A 15,858-nucleotide genomic window follows, 5' to 3' on the forward strand; every position below is an offset into this window, starting at 1 on the left:
GCGCCGCGCGTTTCCCGTCGACGGGAGCCGTGCATGACCGGTCTTGTCATCGAACTGGCTGTCATGCTGGTCGTCATTCTGGTGGCGGCCGAGCTTTTCACCAACGCGCTCGAACATCTCGGCGAGCGCCTCAAAATCTCGGAAGGCGTCACCGGCTCGCTGTTTGCGGCGGTGGGTACTGCGTTGCCGGAGACGCTGGTGCCGCTGATCGCAATCGTCGGCGGCACGGCTGATCATGCCGTCAATGAGGAAATCGGTGTGGGCGCCATCCTCGGCGCGCCGCTGATGCTTTCCACGCTGTCCACCTTCCTCATGACGCTCGCGGTTCTGCGTTCACGCGGCATCGGCGGACGCGTCGCACCCGAACGCTCGGGTTTCACGCGCGACCTCAACTATTTCCTTTTCGCGTTCCTGCTGGCGGCCGCGGCCATGTATGTGCCGCACGAGCAGAAAATCGTCCGCGCGCTCTTCAGCATTGCACTCGTGGGCGTCTACGTCGCCTATGTGGTGGCGACTTTCCGCGCGTCGAACAGTCTCGTGGATGCCGGCCACGGCACGGAGGCGCCGGGCAAGATGATGCTGGCGCGCCTCGGCGTGTCGACCAACCTGGCGACGATCGCCATCCAGCTGGCGCTCGCGGTTGCCTTGCTGGTGTGGGGCGCCGAAGGTTTCATCCATGGCGTTCGTGGCGTGTCCGAGGCGTTCGGCGTCTCGCCGCTGCTGCTCTCACTGCTGATCATCCCGATCGCCACCGAACTGCCGGAGAAGGTGAACAGCATTTTGTGGATTCGCCGCGGCAAGGACACGCTGGCGTTCGGCAATATCACCGGTGCAATGGTGTTTCAGGGCACGTTGCTACCGGCGATCGGCATCCTTCTCACGCCGTGGACGCCGCGAATCGAGGTTGTCACGGGCATCGTCATCACGCTAGGCGCAGCGGCGTGGCTGCGGATCAACGCGCGGGAGCGCGGCGCGCCGGTGTGGGCGCTGCTCGTGTGCGGTGCGCTTTATGTGGCTTATCTGGCGATTACGCTAAATCGCTGACCCTCGTGTGGCGAGCGCCGAGTGGTGACGGCCGCCGCGCGCCGCGCCACCGGCGCGTCATCGCCATTCGAGGGCGGCGCTTCAGCCGACAAACTGCGAACCGCCGGTCACGCTGCTGCGGCAGCGCGCTCTTTCTCGTACTTGATGAGCTTTAACACGCGCGAATTTGCGAAAAAGCGGATGTAGTTCGTCGTCGAATAGAAGATGTCGGTCTGCCATTCACCGCAGAGCAGATCCTTGCCGGTAGGATCGTCGGCGGGTTGCACGATCGTGTCGGCCATAATGCGGTTAATGCCCGATACGTTCGGGCCGGACTCGTGCCACAGCGCGCTGTTCATGATCACGAAGTCGCCCGGATTCAATTCGGGTGTGATTTTCGGCCATTCAAAATCGAAACTCTCGGGATTGATCTCTCCGGCGTCGCCGAGCACGCCCAGCTTGTGCGAACCCGCGTAAAACGTCATGCCGCCGTTATCCGCGTTCACCTCGCTAAGCGGCACGAACAGGCTGCATTTGTTCAGGTTGCCAAGGTGATAACAGCTATCCTGATGCAGGAACACCTTGTTCGAACTGAACTTATCCTTTATCACAAAGCGGTGGTTATAGAGCGCCACATGCTCGCCAAACACCTGTTTGCAGACCTTGGAGAAAGCCGGCTCCTTGTACATTACGGCGAGCTTCGGCGGCAATTGCTCAGTGAGCGAAACGGGATTCGCCTTGTTGACGGCGCGGCTTTCGGCCAGTTGCGCATCATAGAAGGCCTGCCATTCCGCTTGCCATTCCTTAACGACGGCTTGCGGAATCGCATTGCGCATTACGAATACGCCGGTCTGTTTGAATACGCCGGGGTTGAACGTTTCGGAAGCGATCTGATCGATGACCGCCTCGACGGATGCCGGGATTATTTTCATGTTCAAACTCTAGATGAACCGGAACGTCAGTTCGTTATCCTGCGTGTTTTTGAATTTGTTGCACTTCGCGAGCACGTTGTACTTCAGCGGAAAGAGTTCTCGCTCCGGCGATTCCAGAATGTCTATTTCGACGATATCGAAGTCGCGCAGCAGAACGTTCCAGCCGTGCTCGGTAATGCGCCAGCAATCCGGCGACGGTCCGTGAATGCGCCAGTTCAGCGGCGCGGAAATCATCAGGTGACCTTCGTGCCTGAGAATGCGACGAATCTCTTTGACGGTATCGAATGGATTGAGTGTATGTTCGATTACATCCATGCACACCACGACGTCGTACGCGCTTTCTGGAATCGCCGCATTGACTTTTGTGATGTCGCCGACGATCGTCGGCTTGTAGGTGTCGACTACGTCGAACGTATCGACGCTGAAATTGGTGAAGCACTGGCGCACCAGTGAGCGGTCTTGCGGGCCGACTTCGAGCAGCTTGCCCGTCTCTTCGGGAAGCCGGTCGGCGGTCCGCCGCACGAAGGCATCCATATGTTCTCGGGTGAGCGGGAACGTGTCGTTGTCGAATTTTGATGGCGTGGCCATAGTGAACTCTCGCTGGATATAGGCTTCAATCGACAGTGCGGGCCGTGCAAGCCAAAAGGTCTTCGTCGATCGATGTTTGAATCGGGTGCGCTACGGCAAGACGCGCTTTGCTTAACGTCCGGCACGATTGCCTGAAATGGTCGATCTTCGCCTCTGCATCGGACGGAAAGCGAAGCGCATTGCTCGACCAGCTTTCTTTTGGAAGCAGCTTGCAGACTTCGTGGTCTTCCTGGAACACCTGTCGGTTCATCCGGATAGTGGATTCGAAGAACGAACCGAGCATTTGCGCGGAATTTGCATTCGCGGTATTCGATGCATACAGACGGCTCGTGAAGTGCGTACGGTCCAAACCATCTGAAGACGGGAAAAAGTTTTGCAGCGAATACGAGTAGCCGTACGTCGAGGACATCATCGTGAACGGGAAGATATACAGGCTCATATATCCCTCGTACTGGTAGTCGATGTCGAACAGCTTACGCAGACGGCTCAATTGGCTCGCCACGCGCGAATTGCCGAGCGGCGCGTACCAGATCGAGTTCGCGCCGTCGAACACATTTTCGCCGTCGGCAAGTTGCAATGTGGCAAGCGTTTCCGTGTGGACCGCCGCGATGTGATACGGCTCGAGTGCATTCTCCACCGCGAGCGGCCAATAGCATTCGTAGTCGTAACGGTTCAGATCGACGCGGCGATCCACATTGAAAGAAATGTTCTCGAGAGTTTCGGCGGTCTTTCCCAACTGCTCATATAAGCGCATGCGCGGCTTGATGGCGAAGAACACGAAATCGCCGCACCAATCCACCTTTAACGTGGCGAAGCGCGCGCGGTCGATGTCGCAAGACTTGAAGCGTTGCCTTTCTGGCACGATGACGCCGCCGTTCTTATAAGTCCAGCCGTGATAGCCGCAGGTTGCCGGCCGATTGCCGTGCGCGTCCGTGTAGATTCGCGCGCCACGGTGGGGACACACATTGTCGAACGCGACGAGATCGCCGTTATCGTTGAAGAGCACGACTTCGCCCGACACGCTGTCGAATTTGATGAAATCGCCGTCGTTGGCAAGCTCGCGCCGATGACACGCCAGATGCCAGTATTCATCGAACAGCTGCCGATCCAGTGTCATTTCACAGCCTCCTGGCCGGAGCGGCGTACACCACGGCGTCTTCCGGCACAGAGCGCATAACGATTGCGCCGGCACCTACTTTCGCGCGCGCGCCGATCTTGACCTTGGGCAGGATTTTCGCGCCGCTGCCGAAGAACACGCCTCCGCCGACTTGCACGTAGCCGGTCAGATCCACGTGCGAACTCAGCGTCGAGTAAGCGCCTAGCTTGACGTCATGGCCGACGCTCGACAGCACGTTGATCGCGACGAAATCGCCCACCTGGGCGTCAGCCGAGATCACCGCCTGAGGACACACCACCACGCCTTCGCCCAAAACGGCGGAGCGCGCGACGACAGCGCGTGGATGCACGAGTGTCGCAAACACGGCGCCACGTTCGCGCAGGCGCGCGACCACGTCTCGCTTGGCTGCAGGATCGCCGATGGCGACTACGACGGCTTCGCCATCCTGTGCGCGGTAGTCGTCGATATCGCCACGCCATTCGAGCCGGTACGAGTAGCCTTCAAGCGCTGCTGGACTGGCGTCGAGAAACCCGCTGATGGCCGGACCGCTACCGGCGTTCGCCGCATCTTGCGCCCAGTTGATCAGCTCGCGCGCGAAGGCGCCGCAGCCGGCCACGATCAATCGCTTCGTCATCACCGGACCTTGTATCCGCCGTCGACGACGAGCGTCGTGCCAGTAATCCAGCGGCTCGCGCCGCTCAGCAGAAACAACGCGGATTGCGCAACGTCGCCCGCTTCGCCGAAACCGAGCAGATGGCTCTTTTCGTAAGCGGCCAACGCTTCGTCGGGGCTACCGCTCGTCAGGCGGTCATGCATCGCGGTATGTACCGCACCAGCTGCGATCGAGTTGACGCGAATAGCCCGCGGAGCCATTTCGCATGCGAGCGAGCGAACCATTCCGTCGATCGCCGCCTTAGCCGCGGAATAGGCGGTCATGCCTGCCTGGCCGGTCGTCCCCGCCACCGACGACATGAAAACCAGCGAGCCGCCATTTGCGATCACATCCTTTTTACTGGCTGCCCGAGCAATGCCAAACGCCGCATAAAGGCTGCTGCCGAACACCTGTTGCAGTTGTTCCTGCTTCGTGAGCTTCGCGGGACGGATCAACTCGACGCCAGCTGCATGAAATGCGCCGGCAAAGGTGCCGTGCGTCTGAGCTAGCTGGCTCACCCATTCGGCGGTCTGATCGGCGTCATTGAGCGATGCGGCGGCCGTGGCGTGACCACTTCCTTCGAGCCTCTCGAGCGTCGCCTGAAGACGAGCCTCGTCGCGTCCAGCCGCAATAACGCGTCCGCCCAGGCTCGCGATCAGTACCGCACTCGCCTGGCCAATGCCGGACGACGCGCCGGTGACGAGGTAGAGACCGCCGGCGAGGCAGTCTTTTGAGAACAGAGTCATGTTTCTATGGTGTCCACGATAGCCAGCGGGCCGACTTCGAGCGCCGCGGATGCCCACGAATAGCCGACGCCAAAGCCGAACATGCCCACTTGCAGCGTGTCTTCTTTCAAGCGGCTTTTCAGCTCTGTCGTCATCAGCAGCGGAATCGACGCGCAGCTCGTATTGCCGTATTCACCGATATTGGTCGGAACCCGTTCGGCCGGCAGCCCCGCCTTTTTGCTCAGATGCTTGAGCATGAACAGATTGGCCTGATGGAACAGGAACGCGTCGTAAGCTTCCTTGTCGCGGCCGGCAATTTCGAGTGTGCGCGCAACGAGTTTCGGCACTGCGTTTAGCGTGAAATTGAAGATTTCGCCGCCGTCCATGAACAGGCATTCCGCCGATTTGCCCGCCATGCGTTCGTCGGCGGCTGTGTCGTAAGACTTGAAGCCGCCCGAGGGCACGATCAGATTGCGCACGCCCTTGCCGTCCGCGCCGATGATGAAATGCGCGGCCGCATCGCTTTGCGATGCTTCCAGCGCGGTCATCGTGCCGGCGTCGCCGAACAGCAACGCGGTGGAGCGGTCGGCCGGATCGACCAGCTTGCTGATGGTGTCGCCTACTGCCAGCAGAACGCGTTTGGCCGCGCCGGTTTGAATCAGGTTCATGCCAAGCCACAGCGCCTGTGGATAACCGGAGCAACCCAGATTGATATCCAGCGCGAGGCACGAAACCGGCAAACCCAGATCCGCCTGTAACGCGAAGGCGGTGCCGGGCAAGCGGTAATCGGGCGTTTGCGAAACGAAGATCAGCGCGTCGATGGAGTCCGCCTGCCAGCCGAGGCCGGCCAGCAACTTTTCGCCGGCCTTGCGGCACAGGTCCCCGGCGCTTGTTTGCGCGTCTGCCCAACGGCGCCGGTTCACGCCGATCATCTTGACGACATCACGGACGGCCGACGCGTCGAACCTTTCCGCAAAGTGGTCGTTATCCACCTGCTTTGACGGCACGCACGACACCACACCGGCAATGCGGGCGCATTGCGTGCGTAATTCGCGGCCTGCGATGAAGTCCGGCGAGCTCATGCTTGACTCCTTAGGCTGCCTTCTTCGCACTGCTGATCAGCGCTTCGATATCGGCAATGGTGTTGCAGTTATTCAACGCCTGGCCGCTCAACATCACGTTAAAGCAGTCGTCGACGAGCGCAATCGTCGATACCACCGCGAGCGAATCCCAGTTGTGTTCGTGCAAATCGAGCTCGGGCGTAACGAGGCTTGCGTCGATCTCGAGGATTTCGGCCATACCTTCGTAAAAGTGTTCCATGTCTGCTCCTACTAGTAATTTACAAGGCAGCCGGCCCATGAGTAGCCGACGCCAAAGCCCAACAACATCAATCGACTGCCACGCCGCAGCATGTCGTCGTCCTTCATCTGTTTCAGTGCTAGCGGAACCGTAGACGACACGGTGTTGCCGCACTGCTCCATGACGATCGGAAATTTGCTCTCCGGGACCTTCATTTTTTTTCGCAGCGCTTCGAGCATGAAACGGTTTGCCTGATGCAGCACGAAGAAGTCGATTTCCTCGCGGTCCATGCCGGCCTTCTCGAGAAGCGACCTCGCTGCTTTGGGCACCTCCGAAAGCGAGAAGGCCATCACCTCGGCGCCGTTCATGTACAGATGCTCGTCCGTGCGCACATTGCCGGACTCGTCTTCTTTCTCCATTGCGCTGCCGACGCTTTTCGGCTCACGAAACAATCCCGCTTTGACGATCAGGTTGCCCGCGCCACGGCCGTCGGTGCCGAACACGAATGGGCCGATCGACCCGTTGCCGTCTGTCGAGCCAATGATCGCTGTCGCGCTCGCGCCGTCGCCGAACAGAGTGCGCACGCTCTTGTCGAGCGGATGGACATATTTCGAATAGGTGTCGGCAGTCAGCAGCAGCACGCACCGGGCAGCGCCGGTTTCGACCAGACCCTTGGCGAGCGAAAGCCCGTACACATATCCGGAACATCCGAGGTTGATGTCGAGCGCGCCAGCATGGGTCGCAATGCCGAGCCGGTTCTGCAACAGGCAGGCGGAAGTCGGCAGCACGTAATCAGGCGCCTGCGTACACAGAATCACAAAGTCGATGTCCTGCGCGCTCACTGCGTTCTGGGCGAAGAGGTTGCGTGCCGCTTCGTACGCGAGGTCCGCGGCGGTTTGTTCGGCCGATGCGATGTGCCGCTGGCGAATGCCGGTCTTGGCCAGGATCTTGTCCGCCGACCATTCGGGGTAAAGCGACGCAAGCTCTTCGTTCGTCAGGACCTGCTCCGGCAGGTATCCGGCGATATCGAGGATGCGCGCCTGCACCCGACCAGATTGACCCGAGGGCGTCATGACCGGCAATCCGCGATGATGCCGATGATGCGATCGAGCATGCCGTCGGTGAGTGCCGGGAATATCGGCAGACACAGCACCTGCTGGGCGGCCGCATGAGCGACAGGCAGATTTTCTCTGCGCGCGGACGGCAGCCCGCGATAAATCGGAAAATCGGAAATCAGCGGGTAGAAGTAGCGGCGCGCGTAGATGTCGTGGTCGCGGAACTTCTGGTACAGCACGTCGCGGCTCACTGGGAATTCCGGCCCGACGAGAATCGGAAAGTACGAGTGATTTGCCACCTTTTCGCCGCCTTTCGGCAGGCAACGAATGCCGGGAATGTCGCGAAGCCGCTCGCGATAGATCGCGTCGATCTGCGCGCGGCGCGCCAGTGCTCCGTCGATGTGCTGCAACTGCAACAGGCCAAACGCGGCGTTGATCTCACTCATCTTGCCGTTGATGCCCGATGCCACCACGGTCACTTCGTCGACGAAACCGAAATTCTTGAGATGGTCGATGCGCTGCTTCGTCTTGGCGTCCTGGCAAACAATCGCGCCGCCTTCAAAGGTGTTGAACACCTTCGTGGCGTGAAAGCTTAGCACCGCCAGATCGCCATGCCCGAGCACGCTGCCCGTGTCGGTCTGCACGCCGAATGCGTGCGCGGCGTCGTAGATCACTTTCAGGTTGTAGTTATCGGCGATCTTCTGGATGGCCTCGACGTCGCACGGCTTGCCGTAACAGTGCACCGGCATGATGGCGGTGGTCTGCGGCGTGATGGCGGCTTCGATCTTCGCGGCATCGAGGTTCAGCGTGTCCGGGTCGACGTCGACAAAAACCGGTTTAATGCCGTTCCACACTAGCGAATGCGCGGTCGCGACGAACGAATAGGGCGTCGTGATCACCTCGCCCGTCACGCGCAACGCCTGAAGCGCGGTAAGTAGCGCGAGCGTGCCGTTCGTGAACAGCGAAAGGTGTCGCACGCCCAGATACTTGCACAGCTCGTTTTCGAATTGCTGGTGAAACGGCCCGCCGTTGGTGAGTACCTTGCTCTCCCAGATCTGGCGCAAATACGGGATGAACTCTTCGAGCGGCGCAAGATGAGGCTGAGTGACATAAATACGCTCATCGACCTGCGGCTCGACCGCGCGCAGCGGCAAAGGTGCGTTCACTTCGTGTCCCCTTTATCTGCCAACGCCGGCGCCTGATTGACCATATCGCCGATGTCGTCCATCGAAACTTCAAAGGCAGTGGCCGACTCACCGGCGCACCACCGTTGCCACATGATGCGCAACGCGCGCGAGACGCCCGCCGCGACCACGTCCGGGCGGAACGCCGCTGACGCGGCGCAGCGCTCGCGCAGGCTCGTGCGGATTTCGGCGAGTGCGGGAATGTCGGACGCTAGCGCCGCGCCGCGCGCCACGAACTCTTCTTTGTTCGCGACGACGAATTGTTCGAGACCGACGTGCGACATCCATGTGGTGCCGGCGCGGCTTGCCAGCGTGCTGCCTGCGATCGTCAACGTCGGCACGCCCATCCACAACGAATTCAGCACCGTGGTGGAACCCGTGTACGGAAATGTGTCCAGGCAGATGTCGACATGAAAATGCTGTTGCAGATACACCGGAATACTCGAGCGACGGCGGAAGGTGAGACGCTCGCGGTCGATGCCTTCGGCGGTGAACCAGTCGATCAGCATCTGTTCGTCGTCATCGTTGGCGATGGCGCCGAGCAGCATCTTTGCGTTCGGCAACGCGCGCAGCAATTCAGCCCACAAGGCGATCACGTCGCGGCGCAGTTTGTTCAGCCGGTTGAAGCTGCCGAACGTAATGTGGCCGTTATGCATGGCCGGCAGAATGTTGACTGGCGGCGCGCTCTTCTCGGGGAGGAACGTCGCGCTCGAAGGCAGATGGACGATCTTCTCGGAGAACTGACTTTCCGGCGCACCGAACGGGACACCGTATTTGTCCACCAGGTAGTAGTCCATTGCGCTCAGGCCCGTGGTGCCGGGATAACCCATCCACGTCACCTGGACCGGTGCGGGTTTGCGCACGAAGGTCAGCAGACGGTTGCGGCCCGTGTGCCCGGAGAGATCGAACAGAATGTCGATGCGTTCGTTGCGGATCTTGTTGGCCAGTTCTGCGTCCGGCATGCCAGTGATCTGCTGCCACGAGTCGGCGCAGTTGCGCAGCAATTGCGTATAGTCGTCTTCAGCGATGTGGTTGCTGTACACATGCAAGGACAGGCTATCGTCCTTGGCAAGATGCTCCATGATAGGCAGCAGGTACGACGCGACGGCATGGCGGAACAGGTCGCCTGAAACGAAGCCGATCTTCAGCTTACGATCCGGCGAACGCTTGTTCGAATGATTCGGCCACTGCGCGCGGACAGGATCTTCATGTTGACGCGCAAAAGCGGTGTGCTCGGCGAACAGCTTGTCATGCTGGATCGCGGGGTTGTGCGATAGCGCGAACAGATAGTTGTTCGCCGCGATGGCGTCTTTCGGGTCTTTTTGCAGAGCGGTGCGGAACGATTGCTCTGCCTCTTCAACCAGACCGAGATCGAGCTGGAGGACACCGAGCGAGCTATGCACGGAGGCGCTGTGGGGTGCCAGTTCGGTAGCCCGCCGTGAGGCGGCGAGGCCTTCGGCCACGCGTCCCTGGTGAACCAGCACGATGCCAAGAATGCGCTGCGCTTCGGCGCTGTCAGGATTGATCGCGACGATCGCGCGGCATTCCCGCTCCGACTCCGCAAGCATGTTTTTCAGGCGCAGCGTATCCGCGAGTACGGTGCGGGTTTCCAGTTCCTCGGGGATGAGTTCGGCGGCTTTGCGCAATGGCACGAGCGCGTCGTCGTAGCGGCCCTGACGGTGCAGCGCGATGCCCAGCCAGCGCCATGAGTTGCCGTCGGCTGGGAAACGCTGGGTCAGCGACTCGGCGAGTTTCACCGCCTCGGCGATATTGCCTTTGTTATACAGCGACGTGAAGCGACTGGTTTCCTGCTGACTGATGCGACGTCCCGCAGCAATGTTCGTTCTGGCGGCCGGCGCGTCTTGGGGCGGCGCGGCTTCCGGCGACTGCGATTTTGCCGTCGCCACGGGAAACATTTGCACGGTCTGATCCGGATTCGCCATGCGAACGATCAGGCCGTCCACCGCCGGGCCGCTCAAGCCCTGCTTCTGGCCCATCTCGAGCGCTAGCCACGCAGCGGCAGTTTCGCCTGCGTCGATCAGCGCGCTGATGTAAGCCGCCCAGTACTGGCCGTTATGCGGTTGCAGACCGAGACATTGCTCGAAGAGCGGCAAGGCGTCTGCGACGCGCTTCGTCTGACCGAGCAGCACGCCCAGGTTGTACATCACATCCGGGCGATTCGGCGTGGCGTCGAGAATGACGCGATAAAGCGCTTGCGCATCGTCGAACTCGCCCTTGTGGTGATGATCGAGCGCGGTTTGCAACACGAGCGCCATGTCCAGCTCGAGTTGTTGCTCGGGCGTCAAAATTTCAGCAGATGGCTGTTCGTACAGGAGAGTCATGGTCTCGGCGCGGAATCGTCTATGGAGGAAATTGTGCTGCTGGGCACAGCTTTCCGATGCGCGGAGATGACGGTGAAAAGGCCGTCTGTTTAGCGTATGGACGAGGGTGCGGAAAGCCGTCAGGCAAGAAAAAAGCCCGCATGAGGCGGGCTGAGGAAGCAAGCGCGCCTCACTTCGGCGCGGACTTCTTGTTGTTGTCGGGCTGGCCGGGGGAGCCGGCTTTTCGGGGCGTGGCAGCGTCAGGCTGGACGCTTCCTGGCATCTTACAGGCGGGCCATCCGCTGATATTCGCCTGCCGCCTTGGCGCGGCCAATCGCCGCTTCGAACTCGACGTGCAGTTCCTGCTGCGTGAGTGCGGCGTCGGCGACGAGCGCTGCGTCGATGGCCTGAATCTGGCGGATCATGTCGAGCGCGGCAGGCGCCTGATCGGCGGTAAGCGTCATGAGTAGCGGCGAGCGCATTTCCGTCAGACGGGCCGCTTCTGGCCAGTCGGCGAGCGCAGCCGCCTGTTCGATTTGCCGCGTAATGGACAGCACGCGTTCGACCAATTCCATCTGGTTCATGTCATGCGCCTTCATGGCTTAGCTCTTGTTGGTCGCCAGCGCGCCGGCGCTGTTCGTGCCGCCGAATAGCGCGGTCAGGTATTGCGAGTTGTTGTTCATGGTCGCCATCAGCGTGTTCAGGGCGGTGAACTGAGCCTGATACTGGTTCGTCAACTGCGTTGTGTAGTCGGCGAGCGCTGACTGCTGCTTGGTGATGCTGGCGAGGTCGGCATTCAGCGCGGTGTTGCGCGTATCGATGATGCCGCCAGTCTGCGTAAACGTGGTGATGCTGCTGTTCAGTTGCTTGGCGATACCGTTGGTCGAGTTGAAGAGCGACGCGACCGTGGCCGGGCTGCTCGTCAGCGCCGTGTTCAGCGCGTTATTGTCGACCACCATCGTGCCGTCGGCGGGATCGTCCTTCAGCGTGATCCCGATCGACGCTAGTGTCGTCCCGGTGCTGCCCGAGCCGACCGAACCGCCGATGATCGTGGCCAGTGTGTTCTTGACCGTCTGCAACGTCGAGTCGCCGAGCAACGGCCCTTGCGACGACGCGCCGCTGGTGTACGACGTGAGCGCCGACATCGTCGTTACGACCGTGTTGTAGAGGCTCACGAAATTATTGATTGCGGTGTTCTGCGCGGTGGTGTCCTGCGCAACGGTCAGCGTCTGCGTGGTGCCGGCCGATGCGGCCGTCAGATTTATTGTCACGCCCGCAATTGCGCTCGTCACCGAATTGCTCGAACTGCTCGCCGCGATGCCGCCGATCGTAAATTCGGCGTCTTGCGCGTAGCCGCTCTGTGTCCAGGCCTGGGACGACTTGGCCGACACGATAGTCGAGGTGCCGCCCGTCGTGCTCGCAGTCGACGCGACGCCGAGGCTCGACAGACCGGTGTCACTGGTGACGTTGCTGGTCGAGACGTTGATGACGTTGGCCGCGCCGGAGCTGGCGGCACGCAGCACGAGGTGAGCGCCGTCCGTGCCGGTGACGATCGTCGCCGTCACGCCCGGGTTGCTGCTGTTCGCGTTGATTGCCGCGGCGATGCCGGAAAGCGTGTTATTGCTGCTGTCGACGTTGATGTCCATCGACTTGCCGCCGACCGAAATGGACAGCGTGCCGGTGCCCAGTTGCGTCGTGGCGCCAAAGGCCGCCGACGACAAGGCTTGCGAACTCGCAATCTGGGTGACGTTGACAGAGTAGGCGCCAGCCACAGCGCCGACACCGGCCGTCGCGGTCAGCCCGGTACCGCTGGCGGTTGCCGAGAACGTGCCCAGCGTCGTGCCGTTCGCGAGGTTGGTAATGCCCGACTGCAACGCACTCAGCGCGGAACTCAGCGCGCCGTATCCGGAGAGGGTCGTGTTGTCGGCCGTCTGTTTTGCCGCGAGAGCCGAAGCTTGTCCGGCGATCTTCGCGTTCACGAGTGCCGTGACGAGCGTGGACACGTCCATGGACGAATTGCCCGTCGAGCCGCTGATGATCGATTGAGCGGCCGACTGCAGCGCCGAATTTGCGCTAGCCGTAGAAGACGAGGTTGAGATCGTGGACATGCAGAGGCTCCCGGCGTCTGGAAATCTGTATCAGGTGGTGCGTGATGCTACATCATTGGAAGGCGGAAACGCACGCCGGGAGGCATGCCTCCCGGCGTTTTCAATCTGGCGATGCGCCGGCTCGCGCGCGGCGCATCGCCTCTACCGCGGCTGCCCTTACTGCAGGAGCTTCAGAACTTGCTGCGGGTTGGAGTTAGCTTGCGCCAACACCGAGATACCAGCTTGCTGCAGCACTTGCGCCTTGCTCAGGTTTGCCGTTTCTTGTGCGAAGTTGGCATCCGTGATTTGCGACTGTGCCGACGACAGGTCGGTCGATTCCGCTTGCTGCGAGGTTGCGATCGACGAGAAGCGGTTTTGCGCCGCGCCGAGTGCAGCTTGCAGCGTGTTGACCGTCTGCAACGCGTTGTCGATGGAGACCATCGCCTCGTTTGCACCCGTGACCGTGCTGATGTCGAGACCCGAAACCGTCGGCGGCGCGTTGATCGCGTTGATCTGGTTTACAGCTGCGATTGCTGCCGACGATGCAGCGCCGGTCGTCGGAAGCGCGCCCGAGCTCAGTGCCAGCGTCGTGACGGCGGTGCCCGTGCCTGCAGCCGTGCCTGCGCTGAAGATCGCGCTTGCCACGCCAGACGAGATCGCGGTGTTGTTCTGGTCCGTGAACGTGTAGCCGCCCTTGCCATCCGACAGCACGTTGATCGACGTGATCGTTGCGCCCGAGCTGGTATATGCGCCCGCAGCCGAAAGGCTGACGGCGATCGTGCCAACCGTTTGACCCGTTTGCACGAGACCGCCACCGATCTTCCCTGCGGACATCGATTGGCTCAGGTCCAAGCTGATCGTCTGACCGACGTTCGCGCCTACCTGAAACGACACGCTGCCTGCCGAGCCGTCCAGAATGTTGGTGCCGTTGTACGTCGTCTGCGACGCGATACGGTTCACTTCAGCGATCTGCGCCGACACTTCCTTCTGCAGTGCGGCCTGGTCGCTCGACGACAGCGAACCAGTGGATGCCTGCACGGCCAGTTGGCGGATACGTTGCAGGCTGGAAGTCAGCGACGACAACGCGCTCGATGCGGTCTGGATCATCGACACGCCGTCATTTGCGTTCGACACGCCCTGGTTCAGGCCGTTGATCTGGCTCTGCATACGCGTCGAGATCGCCAGACCTGCTGCATCGTCAGCCGCGCTGTTGATGCGCTTGCCCGACGACAGGCGGGTGATAGCTTGCGACAGGGCGCTTTGCGAGCCGTTGAGGTTTTGCTGTGCAACCAGCGAGTTGATATTGCTATTGATTCCGAGCATGGAAAATCTCCTAAATAAGCCTGAGCCCAATACGCCACGTTGGCATCGGCGGAAGCACTCGTTCATTGCTGGCCGCCTCAGTGAAGGTTGACGGCCCCCCTAAAAAAAACTTGAGGGACTTTCTTTTATCGGGCTGCAATCGCTATCGCGGGCGAGGCTTGCGTGCCCCGCCCGACAAGGGTTTGCGGTGCAATGCATGGGTGCGCTGCACGATTTGAAAAGGCGGCGTATTCTCTTTTTCTCTTGTGAATAAAGCCGGAAGAAATCATGCAAACACGCCGCATTGGACGCTCGGAATTGCAAGTGGCACCGCTTATGTTCGGCGGCAATGTATTCGGCTGGACCGCCGATGAAGCGACGTCGTTTTCGATTCTGGATGCCTTCGTCGACGCCGGACTGGACTTCATCGATACGGCCGACGTGTATTCCGCCTGGGCGCCCGGCAATCAGGGCGGCGAGTCCGAAACCGTCATCGGAAAGTGGTTCCGGCAAAGCGGCAAGCGCGACAAAATCGTGCTTGCGACTAAAGTGGCGAAGCATCCGCAGCGTAAGGGCCTGTCGGCGGCGAACATTCAAGCGGCGGTCGAAGACTCGCTGCGCCGCTTGCAGACCGATTACATCGACGTCTACTTTTCCCACGAAGACGACACCGAAACGCCGCTTGCCGAGACACTCGGCGCGTACCAGCGGCTGATTGAAGCCGGCAAGGTGCGAGTGATTGGTGCGTCCAACTACAGCGGTGCGCGCGTCGAGGAGGCGCTTGCCGTGTCCCGTCAGCACGGGCTGCCGGAGTATCAGGTGTTGCAACCGGAATACAATCTGTACGACCGGGCTGAATATGAGACCGACATCGAGCCGGTTGCGCTGGCCCATCAGTTGGGGGTGGTCGTATATTGGAGTCTCGCGAGCGGATTCCTCTCGGGAAAATACCGTTCGCGGGAGGATCTCGCCAATAAGGCGCGAGGTAGCCGCGTCGAAAAGTATCTGAACCCACGTGGTTTGCAAATTCTCACGGCGCTCGACCGCGTTGCGGCGCGGCATGGCAGCACGCCGGCCAGCGTCGCGCTGGCATGGTTGATCGCGCGCCCGAGCGTGACGGCGCCGATTGCGAGTGCGACGTCGCTGCAGCAGCTGGAAAGCCTTGTCGCCGCGGTTCATCTGACGCTCACGAGTACCGACATCCGTGAACTGGACGATGCGAGCGCATGAATCGCCCGCAATGGCCTGGCGTAATCCCTAAACCCCTGGTAGCATGGAGAGTTTCCTGATATCATCGGGAGTGAATTGAGATCTTTGCCTGTTTCGTCATCGGTTGTCCGTTGGTGAAAGGTTGGCGAAACGGCAGCAGACGCGGCTTTGCAGTACGTCTGTCCGCGTTCCGCGGTGAGCTCCGCACCTCTCTTTTCCGGCCTCCGTGGCCGCTTTGCCTCTCGTTTCATTCGTGGTTTGGCCGGGTTCTTCCCGCGTTTGCCTGTTACTGGCCATGAATCGAAACGACCGGAGGGCCGGCGCGTGAGCGGTCTCCGCCACGCAATCAACCCATATCAAGTGA

15 protein-coding genes are annotated in these 15,858 nt (G+C 60.8%); 2 read left to right on the forward strand and 13 right to left on the reverse strand.

All coding sequences use genetic code 11. From position 1 onward, the window contains the following. Window positions 1-33 precede the first annotated feature (33 nt). Window positions 34-1,044, forward strand: coding sequence for a sodium:calcium antiporter (locus tag ACTJLB_RS02815; protein WP_440782412.1), 1,011 nt, complete (start codon window positions 34-36; stop codon window positions 1,042-1,044). A 107-nt stretch (window positions 1,045-1,151) separates the two neighbouring features. Here the strand turns inward: ACTJLB_RS02815 and ACTJLB_RS02820 are convergent, their stop codons facing one another. From ACTJLB_RS02820 to ACTJLB_RS02880, 13 genes are all read right to left on the reverse strand, one after another. Then, window positions 1,152-1,955 carry a phytanoyl-CoA dioxygenase family protein gene (locus ACTJLB_RS02820; RefSeq protein ID WP_440782413.1) on the reverse strand — a complete coding sequence of 268 codons (804 nt, stop codon included), beginning with the start codon at window positions 1,953-1,955 and terminating at the stop codon, window positions 1,152-1,154. Between the two features lie 9 nt (window positions 1,956-1,964). Next, window positions 1,965-2,543, reverse strand: a complete 579-nt coding sequence (locus tag ACTJLB_RS02825; RefSeq protein WP_440782414.1) for a class I SAM-dependent methyltransferase — start codon at window positions 2,541-2,543, stop codon at window positions 1,965-1,967. A gap of 25 nt (window positions 2,544-2,568) precedes the next feature. After that, window positions 2,569-3,660: an aromatic ring-hydroxylating oxygenase subunit alpha gene (locus tag ACTJLB_RS02830; RefSeq protein WP_440782415.1), complete on the reverse strand. Its 1,092-nt coding sequence runs from the start codon at window positions 3,658-3,660 to the stop codon at window positions 2,569-2,571. Window position 3,661: 1 nt separating this feature from the next. Beyond that, window positions 3,662-4,294, reverse strand: coding sequence for an acetyltransferase (locus tag ACTJLB_RS02835; RefSeq protein WP_440782416.1), 633 nt, complete (start codon window positions 4,292-4,294; stop codon window positions 3,662-3,664). Continuing rightward, on the reverse strand, window positions 4,294-5,058 hold the full coding sequence (locus ACTJLB_RS02840) for an SDR family NAD(P)-dependent oxidoreductase (protein WP_440782417.1): 765 nt from the start codon (window positions 5,056-5,058) through the stop codon (window positions 4,294-4,296). Before ACTJLB_RS02840 ends, ACTJLB_RS02835 begins: the two co-directional genes overlap by 1 nt. Then, entirely contained in the window at window positions 5,055-6,119 is a 1,065-nt protein-coding gene (locus ACTJLB_RS02845) for a ketoacyl-ACP synthase III (RefSeq protein ID WP_440782418.1), read from the reverse strand. The genes ACTJLB_RS02840 and ACTJLB_RS02845 overlap by 4 nt, the downstream gene beginning before the upstream one ends. Before the next feature lie 10 nt (window positions 6,120-6,129). Next, window positions 6,130-6,357, reverse strand: a complete 228-nt coding sequence (locus tag ACTJLB_RS02850; RefSeq protein ID WP_440782419.1) for an acyl carrier protein — start codon at window positions 6,355-6,357, stop codon at window positions 6,130-6,132. An 11-nt stretch (window positions 6,358-6,368) separates the two neighbouring features. Further along, window positions 6,369-7,409 (reverse strand): ketoacyl-ACP synthase III, encoded by a 1,041-nt coding sequence (locus tag ACTJLB_RS02855; protein WP_440782420.1) that lies wholly within the window; start codon window positions 7,407-7,409, stop codon window positions 6,369-6,371. Then, entirely contained in the window at window positions 7,406-8,557 is a 1,152-nt protein-coding gene (locus tag ACTJLB_RS02860) for a DegT/DnrJ/EryC1/StrS family aminotransferase (RefSeq protein WP_440782421.1), read from the reverse strand. The genes ACTJLB_RS02855 and ACTJLB_RS02860 overlap by 4 nt, the downstream gene beginning before the upstream one ends. Continuing rightward, entirely contained in the window at window positions 8,554-10,917 is a 2,364-nt protein-coding gene (locus tag ACTJLB_RS02865) for an O-linked N-acetylglucosamine transferase family protein (protein WP_440782422.1), read from the reverse strand. Before ACTJLB_RS02865 ends, ACTJLB_RS02860 begins: the two co-directional genes overlap by 4 nt. Before the next feature lie 263 nt (window positions 10,918-11,180). After that, a complete protein-coding gene (locus tag ACTJLB_RS02870) occupies window positions 11,181-11,495 on the reverse strand; it encodes a flagellar protein FliT (RefSeq protein WP_440782423.1) in 315 nt (104 codons plus the stop codon). 3 nt (window positions 11,496-11,498) lie between these two features. Then, entirely contained in the window at window positions 11,499-13,004 is a 1,506-nt protein-coding gene (gene fliD / locus ACTJLB_RS02875; RefSeq protein ID WP_440782424.1) for a flagellar filament capping protein FliD, read from the reverse strand. Window positions 13,005-13,160: 156 nt separating this feature from the next. Next, window positions 13,161-14,306 carry a flagellin gene (locus ACTJLB_RS02880; protein ID WP_440782425.1) on the reverse strand — a complete coding sequence of 382 codons (1,146 nt, stop codon included), beginning with the start codon at window positions 14,304-14,306 and terminating at the stop codon, window positions 13,161-13,163. 267 nt (window positions 14,307-14,573) lie between these two features. Between ACTJLB_RS02880 and ACTJLB_RS02885 the strand changes: the two genes are divergently transcribed. Then, on the forward strand, window positions 14,574-15,515 hold the full coding sequence (locus tag ACTJLB_RS02885) for an aldo/keto reductase (RefSeq protein WP_440782426.1): 942 nt from the start codon (window positions 14,574-14,576) through the stop codon (window positions 15,513-15,515). The last annotated feature ends 343 nt before the right edge of the window (window positions 15,516-15,858 follow it).

This window comes from Paraburkholderia sp. 22098 (genome assembly GCF_052045935.1).
GTDB lineage: Bacteria > Pseudomonadota > Gammaproteobacteria > Burkholderiales > Burkholderiaceae > Paraburkholderia > Paraburkholderia caledonica.